This window comes from Flagellimonas sp. 2504JD1-5, from assembly GCF_053618295.1.
In genome coordinates, this window is the sequence record NZ_JBSIOU010000001.1 from 193,545 (window position 1) to 207,465 (window position 13,921).

A 13,921-nucleotide genomic window follows, 5' to 3' on the forward strand; every position below is an offset into this window, starting at 1 on the left:
TCCCCGAGTGCTGAGCGGAGTCGAAGCATGAGGGGACAGCGAAGCAGGGATGTTGAACGGGATTCCCGCCTTCGCAGGAATGATAAAATAGAATAAAATGAAAAAACTAGTACTGGCCTATAGTGGTGGATTGGATACTTCGTATTGCGCAAAGCACCTTTCAAAAGAAGAAGGTTTCGAAGTACATGCCGTGAGTGTGAACACCGGTGGATTTACTCCATCCGAAATAAAGGAAATCGAGCAAAAAGCACTTGAGCTTGGTGCTACCTCATATACCTCTTTGGACGCCGTTTCTACTTTTTATGAAAAAGTGGTCAAATACCTCATCTACGGAAACGTACTCAGAAATAATACCTATCCCCTTTCGGTAAGTGCAGAGCGAATCATACAAGCCGTAGAAATCGTCAATCACGCTAAAAAAATAGGAGCCAAATACATCGCCCATGGAAGCACAGGAGCCGGTAACGACCAAGTGCGGTTCGATATGATCTTTCAAACTATTGCGCCCGAAATAGAGATTATCACTCCAATCAGGGACAATAAATTGTCCAGAGAAGCTGAAATTGAATATCTCAAACAAAATGGGGTGGATTACCCTTGGGCAAAAGCAAAATATTCTATCAATAGAGGTCTCTGGGGTACATCGGTAGGTGGCGATGAGACCTTGACCTCGCATTTACCCCTTCCTGAAACCGCCTATCCAAGTCAATTGGAAAAGCAAAGTTCCAAACAACTCAAATTGAGTTTCAACAAAGGAGAACTTGTTGCCGTAGACGGGGAGACCGGAAGTCCTGTTGATAATATTGAAAAACTTGAAAATATTGCATCCAAATACGCCATTGGTAGAGACATTCATGTGGGAGATACCATCATCGGAATAAAAGGAAGAGTTGGTTTTGAGGCAGCCGCTCCGCTGATTATTATTAAAGCACACCATCTTTTGGAAAAACACACTTTGAGCAAATGGCAACAATATCAAAAAGAGCAAATGGCCAATTTTTATGGAATGCTCTTGCATGAAGGAAACTATTTGGATGAAGTAATGCGGAACATTGAAGCCTTTTTGGCTGATACCCAAAAGAATGTTTCCGGGGATGTTTTTGTAACCCTTCATCCTTATCGATTCGATTTGGATGGGGTCTCCTCTGCGCATGATTTAATGAACGCTTCCTTTGGAAGTTATGGGGAAATGAACAAAGGTTGGACTGCTGATGACGCTAAAGGATTTATCAAAATCCTATCCAACCCTGGGAAAATAGCGAACCATGTAAACCAAAATTTGTAAGCAATGTCAGGTCGAGCTGTTATCCTGAGCGCAGTCGAAGGAGCTAGCGAGACCTAAAAATGAATGAAAGACCTCTCGACTACGCTCGAGGTGACAAAAAGAAAATTATGATAAAAGCAGGAATTATTGGAGGGTCTGGTTACACAGGAGGCGAATTGATTCGATTGCTCCTCAACCACCCTGAAGCGGAAATCGATTTTGTGTTCAGTACCACCAGAGCTGGGAAACCCATTACTTCTGCTCATCCGGATTTGTTGGGCGTAACCAACTTGGAATTTACCGGCGAGGTAAATCCTAGTGTAGATGTGGTGTTCTTATGCTTGGGTCATGGCAATTCGTCAAAATTTTTGAAAGAAAATGATTTTGATGCCAAAACCAAGATTGTAGATCTAAGCAATGAATTTAGGTTAAAAGCTGATGCTACTTTTCAAGGAAAAACTTTTGTTTATGGTCTTCCCGAGTTGCAAAAAGAAAGTATTGAAAAGGCAAATGATATTGCAAATCCAGGGTGTTTTGCCACCACCATTCAATTAGGGTTGCTTCCTTTGGCAAAAGCAGGTTTGCTGCAAAATCAGGTGCACGTCAATGCCGTGACGGGTAGCACTGGTGCCGGAGTTGGACTTTCTTCCACCTCTCACTTCAGCTGGCGGAACAATAATGTTTCATGGTACAAACCTTTTACCCATCAACATTTGAGTGAGATTGGCGAAAGTCTGGATTCCTACGGAACCAAGACTGGAAAACTGTTCTTTCTGCCCAACAGAGGGAATTTTACAAGAGGAATTTTAGCAACCAGTTATACCCATTTCGATGGCAGTTTAGAGGATGCCCAGCAATTGTATCAGGATTTTTACAAAGATGATGTCTTTACCCATGTTTCGACAGAACCTATCCACTTAAAACAAGTGGTGAACACCAACCAATGCCACGTGCATTTGCATAAGCATGAGGACACTTTATTGGTGACCTCGGCCATCGATAATTTATTAAAAGGAGCTTCCGGACAGGCTGTCCAGAATATGAATCTAATGTTTGGATTGGAAGAAACGACAGGATTACAACTAAAAGCAGGAGTGTTTTAAAAATGTCAGGTCGAGCGCAGTCGAGACCTAAAAATAAATCAAACACCTCTCGACTGCGCTCGAGGCGACCAAAAAGAAAACCATGAAAATAGCAATCATAGGAGCAGGAAATTTGGGATTGTCCATTGCAAAAGGTGTTTTGCACAGCAATGGAGCCACAACCATGTATCTAACCAAAAGAAACGTTTCAGAAATAAAGGATTTTGAAAAATACGGAAATGTCACCGTAACTACAGATAACAAAGAGGCCATTCAAAATTCGGATACTTTGATTTTTGCCGTTCAACCTGGACACTTTAGCTCCATTTTGGAAGAGGTGAAAGACCTTTTGACCGAAAACCATGTAATCATCAGTACCATAACGGGTTTTAGCATCTCAAAAATTGAAGAAATCATTGGTTCAGACAAATATATTGTCCGAAGTATGCCCAATACCGCTATTTCGGTGGGTAATTCCATGACCTGTATTTGTAGCAACAAATTAGGGCAAAAACGAATTGACTTGGCCAAGGCCATTTTCAATAGAATGGGACATACCCTAGAAATCCCCGAAGAGCAGATGCAAGCGGCAACCGTGATTTGTGCTAGTGGTATTGCTTTCTGGATGCGTTTGATACGTGCCACAACCCAGGGTGCCATTCAATTAGGGTTCGATGCCAAAGAGGCACAGGAGTTGGCCATGCATACCTGCAACGGAGCTGCTAGCCTTTTAATTGAATCCGGAAACCACCCCGAAGAAGAGATTGATCGTGTAACTACGCCCAAAGGATGTACCATTGAAGGGTTGAACGAGATGGAACACCAGGGTTTGAGCTCCTCCCTAATTCGAGGTATAGTGACATCATTTGAAAAAATAAGTAAAATCAGAAAAGGATGATTTGAACGTCATATCGAACGAATTTGAGACATCTCAAATTAGATTTCTCTGAGTCAAAGGCAGATTCGAAATGACTTAAAAAGATAAACAAATAAAGACCTCTCGACTGCGCTCGAGGTGACAAAATAGAAAAAATGAAACTATTTGACGTATATCCACTTTACGATGTAACCCCGGTTTCCGCAAAGGGTATTGAGGTAACTGATGATAAAGGCTCAACATATCTTGATTTTTATGGAGGTCATGCCGTAATTTCAATCGGGCATTCCCATCCGCATTACGTGAATCGACTTAAAGACCAATTGGATAAGATTGGGTTTTATAGCAATTCCATTCAAAATCCATTGCAACATGAGTTAGCAAAAAAACTAGGAAAATTGTCACAATGTGAGGATTATAATCTTTTCATGTGCAATTCTGGGGCGGAAGCCAACGAAAATGCCCTGAAATTGGCGTCTTTCCATACTGGCAAATCCAAGGTCATCGCCTTTAAAAATGGGTTTCATGGAAGGACTTCTGCTGCCGTGGCCACGACGGACAATCCATCTATCAATGCTCCAATCAATCTTCAGCAAAAAGTAAGTTTTTTAGAGTTGAACAATTTTGAAGCTTTTGAAAAGGCCATCCAATCTGACGATCATTGCGCTGTTATTTTAGAAACCATTCAAGGTATTGGAGGTTTGGATGAACCTACAACCGAGTTTATTCAATTTGTAGCAGAAAAATGCAAGGAAAAAGGAATTGTTCTTATCGCGGATGAGATTCAGTGTGGATTTGGTAGAAGTGGAAAATTCTTTGCCTTTCAGCATCACAATATACAACCAGATATCATTTCCATGGCCAAAGGTATGGGCAATGGTTTTCCTGTTGGCGGTATTTTGATTCATGAATCCTTTAAGGCATCCTACGGACTTTTGGGCACCACCTTTGGTGGAAATCATTTGGCATGCGCCGCAACCTTGGCCGTTCTGGAGGTTCTGGAAAAGGAAAATTTAATTCCAAATGCGGATGAACTGGGAAGCTATTTCAAAGAAAAAGCTTCAGAAATTACCCAAGTAAAACGAGTTAAAGGAAGAGGATTGATGCTAGGTTTAGAATTTGATTTTGAAGTAGCTGAATTACGCAAAAAACTGATTTTTAATCAAAAATTGTTCACTGGAGGGGCAAAAGACAAGCATGTGCTTCGAATTTTACCTGCTCTGAACATCACAAAAGAACATATCGACCTATTTTTTGAAGCATTAAAAGCAGAATTACAATGAGTTTGGTATTATCCATAGAAAAACGAAATGCTGTTTTGACAACCATGTCGCAATTGGTGAAGTTGGAACAATCCAAAATTTTAGAGGCCAATCAAAAAGATTTGGATAACTATTCTGGGGAAGATTTGGCCATGGGAGATCGTTTAAAAGTTGATGCCCCCAAAATAGATGGAATGGTCTTGTCACTTGATCAACTTGCCTCACAACAAGACCCTTTAGGTGTGGAGCGCTTTCAATTCACCCATGAAAATGGGATCCATATCAGCAATAAAACAGCACCTTTTGGCACTATTCTGATTATTTACGAATCCAGACCTGACGTGACCATTGAAGCTGCCGGAATTGCATTCAAATCTGGAAACAAAATATTACTTAAGGGTGGGAAAGAATCACTTAACAGCAATTTGGTCTTAGTAGAACTGTGGCACAAAGCGCTGGAAGAACATGACTGCTCAACGGATTGGGTCAGATATTTAGAATTTGACAGAGCTCAAACACAACGCTTTTTGGAAAACCCTTCCGAAAAAATTGATTTGATTGTTCCCAGGGGAGGTGAAAAACTGATTGCGTTTGTGAAACAACATGCTACCTGCCCTGTAATTGTGAGTGGTCGTGGGAACAACTTTTTATTTGTGGATTCGGAGGCTGACCTAGAAATCGCATTGGATGTCATCCTGAATGCTAAAACCACCAAAATATCAGCCTGCAATGCTTTGGACAAGGTACTCGTTGCTGCTGATTTGCCAAGAAAGCAAGAGTTTTTGACCCAATTGGCCCAACAACTTCAAAAAAGTGATGTGCAGATCTTAACGGACAAATCTCTTTCAAGTTTATCGGAAACGAGTGAAATCCAAGATGATTCAGTATGGTACGAAGAGTTTTTGGATTACAAGATTGTGCTCGGGCAAGTCACAGATTTGGATGAAGCCATCAACAAAATAAACACCTATAGTGGCGGACATTCAGCTGCTATTATTACGGCCAATAACAAAACTGCCACCACATTTATGCAATCCGTGGATTCAGCTGCTGTTTATCACAACGCTTCAACCCGATTCACGGATGGAGGTCAGTTTGGGTTGGGCGGAGAACTTGCCATTAGCACGGACAAACTACACCAAAGAGGACCTATCGGTCTTCAACATTTGGTGAGCAACAAGTGGTACGTAATCGGTAATGGCCAAATCCGATAAAATGAAAAAGAAACGGATATTACTTAAAATAGGCTCAAACACCTTGACCAAGGAGACCAACCAGATTTCCAGAGGAAAGGTGGAGGACATTGGTAGACAGATTGCACAGCTCTCTTCGGAATATGAGTTTATCATTGTCAGTTCGGGAGCCATCGCAGCAGCCAAACAGTTTGTGAAATTGGAACATACCGGCCCAGAAATAAATGTAAAACAAGCATTGGCTGCCATTGGTCAACCTCATTTGATGCGAATTTTCCAGGAAAATTTCAGGGAATTGGGCTTGCTCACTTCGCAATGTCTGCTGTCGTATTCCGATTTTGAAAATGCAGATTCAAAAGTCAACATCAAAAACACTATCAATGTTTTGGTTGCGAATAATTTTATCCCCATCATCAACGAAAATGATACCGTGGCAACCGATGAGATCAAATTTGGTGATAACGATAAGTTGGCTGCGTTAACTGCTTCGCTTTTGGAGGCCGACCTGTTACTAATTGCAACCAACACCAATGGAATCTATACAAAAGAATCCCTTGAGAATAATCAACCTAAAACCATTGAGACCGTCAGCGATCTTCAAAATCTTGAAAAAGAAATAGGGAATGGTAAATCAACCCATGGAACCGGAGGGATGCAATCCAAAATTGAGGCAGCCACAATTGCACAACAAGCTGGAATCGAAACTTGGATCGTGAATGGTTTGAATGAAAATTTTATTCAGGATGCATTAGGGGATTCGATAAACTATACAAAAATCACATCATGAGAAACTATCTCTCCATAAACAACATAGACAATCTTTCCGAATGGGTCAAAGAGGCCAGAGCACTCAAAAGAGAGCCCAAAAAGCATCTTTCGCTAGGTACGGGAAAAACTATTTGTCTCTTATTCTTCAACAATTCATTAAGAACTCGGTTGAGTACCCAAAAAGCGGCTGTTAACTTGGGTATGGAAGTAATGGTCATGAATTTTGGAAGTGAAGGATGGGCATTGGAATATGGAGATGGCACCATCATGGATCAGGGAACATCGGAACATATAAAAGAAGCTGCGCAAGTAGTTTCCCAGTTTTGCGATGTGGTAGCCATAAGAGCCTTTGCCAAATTGGAGGACAAAACAAAAGATGAGGCGGAGGAAGTTTTAAACGGCTTCGCCAAATATGCCTCAATCCCCATTGTGAACATGGAAAGTTCAACCGCACACCCTTTACAGGCTCTGGCAGATGCCATAACTTTGGAAGAAAACAACTCACAAAACAAACCGAAGGTGGTTTTATCATGGGCACCGCATCCCAAAGTTTTGCCACATGCCGTGGCCAATTCGTTTGTTAAGATGATGCAATTGCAAGACGCTGATTTTGTAATTACACATCCCGAAGGTTACGAGTTAAATCCTGAAATCACCAAGGGATGCACAATTGAACATGACCAGGAAAAGGCCTTGGAAAATGCCGATTTTGTCTATGTAAAAAACTGGAGCAGTTATACTGACTATGGGAAGGTACTGAATCAAGATTCCAATTGGATGATGACTGCAGAAAAGCTAAGAAATGCTAAGTTTATGCATTGTCTTCCCGTAAGACGAAATGTAGTGGTAGAGGATGCCGTTTTGGACGGAAACCAATCATTAGTGATTGAACAAGCCAATAACAGGACTTTTTCCGCACAAATTGTGCTAAAAAAAATACTGGAAAACCTATAATCCAAGAAAAATGAAGCTAAAAGACCAAGTCTGTATCGTTACCGGGGCCACAAGTGGTATGGGAAAGGGTATCGCACAAATGTTGCATGCCGAAGGGGCAAAACTTGTTCTTTCCGGACGTAACTTGGAAAGAGGCAATGCCTTGGCAAAAGCACTCAAAGGTGCTGTTTTTGTTGCCGGAGATGTTTCCAAACCCGAATACAATGAAAAATTGGTCAAAACAGCCATTGATGAGTTTGGGAAACTTGATGTATTGTCCTTGAATGCCGGAATCTTAGGGCTGGGAAATGTAGTTGACCTTTCAGTTTCCGACTGGCACGATACTTTAAATGTTAACCTAAGTTCCATTTTCTATTTGTCAAAATATGCCATTCCACATCTTCAAAAAGCTGAAAAAGGGAATATTTTGATCAATGCATCCATCGCGGCTTTTAAAAGTTTTCCCAATCATCCCGCGTATTGCGCCTCAAAAGGGGCAAGCATAGCTTTGATGAAACAAATGGCGGTTGAATATGCCCCAAAAATCAGGGTAAACGCAATTTGTCCGGGTCCTGTAGATACGCCTTTGATATGGGATTCCGCAAAAGCATTTCCAAATCCTGAGGAGGCGGTGCAAAATGCCGCAAAAGCAACTTTATTACAACGATTGGGCACGCCAGAGGATATTGCAAAGCTGGCTCTTTTTCTGATTTCAGATGATTCGTCATGGATTACCGGAACGGCCATGACCATTGATGGCGGAATATTAAATGCGTAAAATGAAAGAAAAGCTTTCCATAGTAAAAATAGGCGGTAATGTCATCGAAGACCCCAAGGGTCTGTCCCACTTGCTTGGGTTATTCTCCAAAATAGACGGGCACAAAATATTGGTACATGGTGGTGGAAAAAAAGCCACCGAAATAGGAAATAAACTGGGCATTGAATCCAAAATGATCAACGGACGAAGAATTACCGATTCCGAAAGTTTGGATGTGACCATTATGGTCTACGGTGGATTGGTCAGCAAGAAAATTACGGCCCAGTTGCAAGCCTTAAACTGCAATGCCCTGGGCATGAGCGGGGCAGATGCCAATGCCATTAAGGCACATAAAAGACCGGTAAAAGAGGTGGATTTTGGATGGGTCGGTGATGTAGACGCAGTAAATTCCGATGGGATTTCTAAGTTGCTACAGGCAGGTTTTACTCCCATTTTTTGTGCACTGACTCATGATGGAAAAGGACAATTGTTCAATACCAATGCCGATACGATTGCCTCAGAACTAGCCATTGGACTATCATCAGAATTTGAAACTACGCTTTACTATTGTTTCGAAAAAAAAGGGGTATTGAGAGATGTTGAAGATGAGAATTCCGTAATCCAACATATCAATTCAGAAACCTATAAATCCCTTTTGGTTGAAGGAGTTATTGCGGACGGAATGCTTCCTAAAATGCACAATTGTTTCCATGCCCTTCAGCACAATGTAAAAAAAGTTTGTATAGGAGATAGCAGCATGTTACAGCGGACAGATTCAAATTTTACGACCTTAACGCTATGAAACCAAATCAAGGAGAGCTTACTCAAAAGGCGCTGGATTTATTGCAACAATTGATTGCAATTCCTTCTTTTTCTGGCGAAGAGGACAAAACAGGGGATGCCATACAAAACTGGTTGATTGATTTTGGTGTGGAAACGCAACGGCAATTCAATAACATTTATGCTTTCAACAAATATTTTGATGAAAGTAAGCCTACGCTACTCCTTAATTCACATCATGATACGGTAAAACCGAACGCAGCCTACACCAAAGATCCCTTCAACCCACATATTGAGGATGGAAAATTATTTGGTCTCGGAAGCAACGATGCTGGCGGATGTTTAGTCTCACTTTTGGCCACCTTTGTCCATTTTTATGAAGCGAAAAACTTGAGCCATAATATAATTATGGCGGCAACGGCAGAAGAAGAAAACGCTGGTGAAAAAAGCTTGCGAGGTCTTTTACCCATACTGCCCAAAATTGATGTGGCCGTTGTAGGCGAACCCACGTTGATGGATTTGGCGATCGCAGAAAAAGGACTGATTGTGTTTGATGCTGTTATTGAAGGCACACCTTCTCATGCGGCGCATCCAAATGATGACAATTCTATTTACAATACCATAGAGGTATTACAATGGTTTAAAAATTGCACCTTCGAAAAAGAATCGGAGGCTTTGGGCAAAGTAAAATTGACGGTAACCCAAATCAATGCTGGGAATCAACACAATGTTGTTCCTGCCAAAGTGGATTTGGTGGTGGATGTACGCGTAAACGATTGCTATTCCAACCAAGAAATTGCCGCTATCTTGGAAAAAGAAGCCCCCTGTAAAATGACACCGCGTTCCCTTCGTCTGAACTCGTCTGCCATTGACCCAAACCATGATTTGGTGAAAAGTGGCATTGCTCTTGGCAGAAAAACATACGGCTCACCCACTTTGTCAGATCAGGCGGCCTTGAGTTGTCAATCCGTGAAACTGGGGCCTGGCGATAGTACACGTTCGCATTCTGCCAATGAATTTATTTATGTGAATGAAATTGAAGAAGGAATTGATTTGTATATCAAGATTCTTTCCGGATTTTTACTCTAAAACAGTTTAATCATGTCCGATAATTCCAATTTAAAGGCAATTTTATCAAATCTACAGCTAGAGCTGAATGAAGGGGACTTTGTATTTGCCAGTGTAGATGATTCCTTTCAATTTGACCTTAATATGGTTCATGGTATTTTCAAGGAAAAAGAAGGGACATCCTTGATAATGAAAAAAGAAATAGCGGACAGCATTGACCTAAAATATGATTATGTGGCTGCCTGCATAACTTTGAACACGGATTCACCGATACCTCTTGAAACTGTGGGACTCACCGCAACAATTTCGAACGTACTGGCCAACGAGGGAATAAGTTTTAACGTGGTTGCAGCATACTATCATGATCATATTTTTATAGAAAGACAGGGAGTACAACATGCAATGGAAGTTCTACAACAATTGACAAACTATTACAACTCTAAAAAATGAAACTCTGGGACAAAGGTTTTAGTACCGATAAAAAAATAGACCATTTTACCGTTGGCAATGATCGAGAACTGGATTTGCTATTGGCAAAATACGATGTTATAGCCTCAAAAGCCCATGCGAAAATGTTGGGCAAGGTTGGATTGATCACCGAAGATGAAACCAAAAACTTGATACAGGAATTGAACAAGATTGCCCGATGCATCGAAGATGGGGTATTTACCATTGAGGATGACTTTGAGGATATGCACTCCAAGATTGAATTTTTGCTGACCCAGAAATTGGGAGATACTGGTAAAAAAATACATACGGCGAGGTCCAGAAACGATCAAGTGTTGGTGGCCATGCAACTTTATCTGAAAGATGAACTAACGGAGATTAAGAATGAAGTGAAATCCCTTTTTGACCTTTTACTTGATTTGGCCAAAAAGCAACAAGTAGTTTTGTTGCCCGGTTATACCCATTTACAAATTGCCATGCCTTCCTCATTTGGGTTATGGTTTTCAGCCTATGCCGAAAGTTTAATCGATGACCTGTACTTTATACAGGCCGCATATAAAATTGCCGACCAAAATCCGTTGGGTAGCGCAGCAGGTTACGGCAGTTCATTTCCCATTGATAGAAATTTTACCACCTCTGAAATGGGCTTCGAAACTCTAAAATACAATGTGGTGGCGGCACAAATGGGTAGGGGAAAGGTTGAAAAAGCCACCGCATTAGGAATTTCGAGCATTGCCTCCACCCTGTCGAAATTGGCCATGGACATCTGTTTGTATATGAGTCAAAACTTTGATTTTATCTCATTCCCGGATGAGCTTACCACTGGTAGTAGCATTATGCCGCACAAGAAAAATCCAGATGTATTTGAGTTGATTCGGGGCAAATGCAATAAAATTCAATCCATTCCCAACCAATTGACCCTAATAACCAATAATTTGCCCAGTGGATACCACAGGGACCTACAATTGGTAAAAGAGGTCATTGTTCCTGCTATTCAGGATGTCAAAGCCTGCCTGGAAATGATGGTTTTTAGTTTGAAGGAAATCAAAGTCAACACCCAAATCCTCGGTGACCCCAAGTATGACTATTTGTTCAGTGTGGATACACTTAACGAATTGGTAAAAAGTGGAATGCCATTCAGGGATGCATACAAAACCATGGGCAAGGATATTGAAGCGGGTACATTTACCCCTAAAAAAGACATTAATCATACCCATGAGGGCAGTTTGGGAAATTTATGCTTGGAGGAGATTCGGGGTAAAATGGAGAAAGCCTTACAGTAATCATAAACTCTTTTCTAAAATGACATGCTGAGCCTGTCTACGGAAAAGGTAAATCCATCCCTTCCGTCTTGATGCCAAGCATCAATCCACCTTCCCTTGCCAAGGGAAGGAACTCTTTTCATGTTCATAAATTCATAATCTAAATACATCAATTCGAATTGGACTTTTTGGTTGAAATTCCCGAACTTCACTTATCGGTTGCTAAGGAATCATTAAAACGATTCTTAGCTTAGACTTTATGCACAAGCTAACAAAAATCACGTGAGAAAGAATAAATGAAAGAATTGATAAAAAAATACGCAACTTTATTAATAATAGTACTAATCATTTCACGCATATTAACTGCAATAATTCTACTCGCCATTCCGGATTTATTGATATCTGAATTACCAGATGGTGGAACTTCGACTTTGGGTAGTGGTTATTTAAGTGGTGGAATTGAATATTTGATAAACATAGGGGTTATTATTCTGCTGTCAAAGGATATGAAGAAAGAACAAATAAAGTCTAATCTGATTTTAATTATGACCTTTTTTTCATCTTTTATCGGAGTTTTACTTTTCTTACTATCTGTTGCCCATAACAAATACAATCAACTTGAAATCGGAACTGATGAATAAACTTTTAACTATATTAAACAAATACATTATCCTCTTAATTCTGTGGTCAATTGTTGGAATGGTTTGGGTTTACATTCAACCAATTATTATGCGGAATGTAATGGCAAGTTCGCCTGACCTTGAATCATCATTCTCAAACATAAACTCTTTACCAACATATATTGACTATATAATTAGAGTAATCATTGTTGTATTAATAGCAATCGACTTTAAAAAACACAAATTGAATTATATTTTACTGACTTGCATTGCATCATTGTTTTATCCACTTTTGGGAATTGTAATTCTATCATTTCTTTTAATAGAAAAATGGAACGAAAAAGCCAGTGCATAACAAAGTATATAAAAAATTGCTACTTTGTGCTTAACCAATGTGAGTTGCTTGGTTTGCTAGCTTCCGATTTTCCTTCGGAAAATCCTCGCTCACAAACACGCAACATTTCATATACGTAACCTATAAGTGCAACTATTTTCTACCTCTAATTTCGTTCCTTTCCTTAAAGCACTTATAGAAATCTATATCATCATAAACAGAAAAAATCGCCTCCTTACCATAAACCTTCCTTTTATTAGTAGTTTTCAGTAATGGAAGACACGGATTACTTTTCATATCTCTACGAGATTGCGCGTCACTTGAACAAGGAATTTTCCTTGAATTCCGCACTCCGTAAATCTTTGGAGAAAATGGTTGAAATCCTTGATCTGGAAACGGGCTGGATATGGCTTACCGAACCCGATAACAAATCGGTTTATTTGGCGGCTTCCCACAATCTACCACCAGCTTTGCACAATTATCCGGAGCGATTGTCAGGGCCCTGTTATTGCATAAAACAATATTTATCCGATGATATTGACCAAGCCATGAACATTAGTGAAATTGCTTGTACACGGTTGAAGAATATAGACTTGGGTACCGAGGGTCTTATGTTTCATGCGACTATTCCCATCATTGTAAATGATCAAAAGGTTGGCCTTATCAATTTACTCAGTAAAGAAACCCGGAAACTCACCGAAAAGGAACTAACTATTCTCAATACAATAAGCGAATTGGTAGGAACCGCTATCCAACGTACCAGATTACAACAGTCCTACGGAAATGAAACCATTGAATCAAACACTTCCATTCGCAATATCCTACAACGGGTTTTTACCCCTAAAATTGAAGCTGTTCTTTCTTGTCTGGAACATACTCCCAATGATACTTCTAAGCTAACGGATGCCCTTATTACTAATGTAAAGGATCTTCAGGCGCAGCTCGCACTATTACTCAAAGAAACGGCAACCCACCAGACAAGTATGGTTCAAAACGAGCCCAATTATCCATCAACGCCACTAACAAAAAGAGAGTTGGAGGTACTGACACTTATTAAAAAAGGGCTCACCAATGAACAAATTGGCAAGCAGTTGTACATTACAGAACGAACTGTAAAATTCCATGTGACGGCAATCCTTTCCAAACTGCATGCGGAAAATAGAACAGAAGCCGTGGATATCGGATTAAAACGAGGACTTTTTAGTATTTAATCCAAACGTCAATTACACCTGTACTTAAGTACAGTGTCATTTCTGTACCTAGGTTCGTTTTAT

15 protein-coding genes are annotated in these 13,921 nt (G+C 40.4%); 14 read left to right on the forward strand and 1 reads right to left on the reverse strand.

Annotation, left to right across the window (positions count from 1 at the left end):
* Positions 1 to 97: 97 nt before the first annotated feature.
* The 12 genes from ACULLG_RS00855 to argH all read left to right on the forward strand — a co-directional run bounded on the left by ACULLG_RS00855 (position 98) and on the right by argH (position 11,714).
* Positions 98 to 1,285 (forward strand): argininosuccinate synthase, encoded by a 1,188-nt coding sequence (locus ACULLG_RS00855; RefSeq protein WP_452124873.1) that lies wholly within the window; start codon positions 98 to 100, stop codon positions 1,283 to 1,285.
* Positions 1,286 to 1,392: 107 nt separating this feature from the next.
* On the forward strand, positions 1,393 to 2,367 hold the full coding sequence (gene argC, locus ACULLG_RS00860; RefSeq protein WP_452126514.1) for an N-acetyl-gamma-glutamyl-phosphate reductase: 975 nt from the start codon (positions 1,393 to 1,395) through the stop codon (positions 2,365 to 2,367).
* An 82-nt stretch (positions 2,368 to 2,449) separates the two neighbouring features.
* Positions 2,450 to 3,244, forward strand: a complete 795-nt coding sequence (gene proC / locus ACULLG_RS00865; RefSeq protein ID WP_452124874.1) for a pyrroline-5-carboxylate reductase — start codon at positions 2,450 to 2,452, stop codon at positions 3,242 to 3,244.
* 134 nt (positions 3,245 to 3,378) lie between these two features.
* The gene (locus ACULLG_RS00870) at positions 3,379 to 4,506 is read left to right on the forward strand and encodes an aspartate aminotransferase family protein (protein ID WP_452124875.1); all 1,128 of its coding nucleotides are present in this window, start codon (positions 3,379 to 3,381) and stop codon (positions 4,504 to 4,506) included.
* Entirely contained in the window at positions 4,503 to 5,699 is a 1,197-nt protein-coding gene (locus ACULLG_RS00875) for a glutamate-5-semialdehyde dehydrogenase (protein WP_452124876.1), read from the forward strand. The genes ACULLG_RS00870 and ACULLG_RS00875 overlap by 4 nt, the downstream gene beginning before the upstream one ends.
* 1 nt (position 5,700) lies before the next feature.
* Positions 5,701 to 6,465, forward strand: coding sequence for a glutamate 5-kinase (gene proB, locus ACULLG_RS00880; protein ID WP_452124877.1), 765 nt, complete (start codon positions 5,701 to 5,703; stop codon positions 6,463 to 6,465).
* A complete protein-coding gene (locus tag ACULLG_RS00885; RefSeq protein WP_452124878.1) occupies positions 6,462 to 7,400 on the forward strand; it encodes an acetylornithine carbamoyltransferase in 939 nt (312 codons plus the stop codon). Before proB ends, ACULLG_RS00885 begins: the two co-directional genes overlap by 4 nt.
* Before the next feature lie 10 nt (positions 7,401 to 7,410).
* Positions 7,411 to 8,157: an SDR family NAD(P)-dependent oxidoreductase gene (locus ACULLG_RS00890; protein ID WP_452124879.1), complete on the forward strand. Its 747-nt coding sequence runs from the start codon at positions 7,411 to 7,413 to the stop codon at positions 8,155 to 8,157.
* Position 8,158: 1 nt separating this feature from the next.
* On the forward strand, positions 8,159 to 8,938 hold the full coding sequence (gene argB, locus ACULLG_RS00895; RefSeq protein WP_452124880.1) for an acetylglutamate kinase: 780 nt from the start codon (positions 8,159 to 8,161) through the stop codon (positions 8,936 to 8,938).
* Positions 8,935 to 10,005, forward strand: a complete 1,071-nt coding sequence (locus ACULLG_RS00900; protein ID WP_452124881.1) for a M20 family metallo-hydrolase — start codon at positions 8,935 to 8,937, stop codon at positions 10,003 to 10,005. The genes argB and ACULLG_RS00900 overlap by 4 nt, the downstream gene beginning before the upstream one ends.
* Positions 10,006 to 10,017: 12 nt before the next feature.
* Positions 10,018 to 10,434: an ACT domain-containing protein gene (locus tag ACULLG_RS00905; protein WP_452124882.1), complete on the forward strand. Its 417-nt coding sequence runs from the start codon at positions 10,018 to 10,020 to the stop codon at positions 10,432 to 10,434.
* Positions 10,431 to 11,714, forward strand: coding sequence for an argininosuccinate lyase (gene argH, locus ACULLG_RS00910; protein ID WP_452124883.1), 1,284 nt, complete (start codon positions 10,431 to 10,433; stop codon positions 11,712 to 11,714). The genes ACULLG_RS00905 and argH overlap by 4 nt, the downstream gene beginning before the upstream one ends.
* A 14-nt stretch (positions 11,715 to 11,728) precedes the next feature.
* On the opposite strand, the gene ACULLG_RS00915 is transcribed toward argH, so the two are convergent.
* Positions 11,729 to 11,863, reverse strand: coding sequence for a hypothetical protein (locus ACULLG_RS00915; RefSeq protein WP_452124884.1), 135 nt, complete (start codon positions 11,861 to 11,863; stop codon positions 11,729 to 11,731).
* 126 nt (positions 11,864 to 11,989) lie between these two features.
* Between ACULLG_RS00915 and ACULLG_RS00920 the strand changes: the two genes are divergently transcribed.
* Positions 11,990 to 12,334, forward strand: a complete 345-nt coding sequence (locus ACULLG_RS00920; protein ID WP_452124885.1) for a hypothetical protein — start codon at positions 11,990 to 11,992, stop codon at positions 12,332 to 12,334.
* A gap of 585 nt (positions 12,335 to 12,919) precedes the next feature.
* Complete coding sequence (locus ACULLG_RS00925; protein WP_452124886.1) at positions 12,920 to 13,858, forward strand: LuxR C-terminal-related transcriptional regulator; 939 nt, start codon at positions 12,920 to 12,922, stop codon at positions 13,856 to 13,858.
* Positions 13,859 to 13,921: the final 63 nt, after the last annotated feature.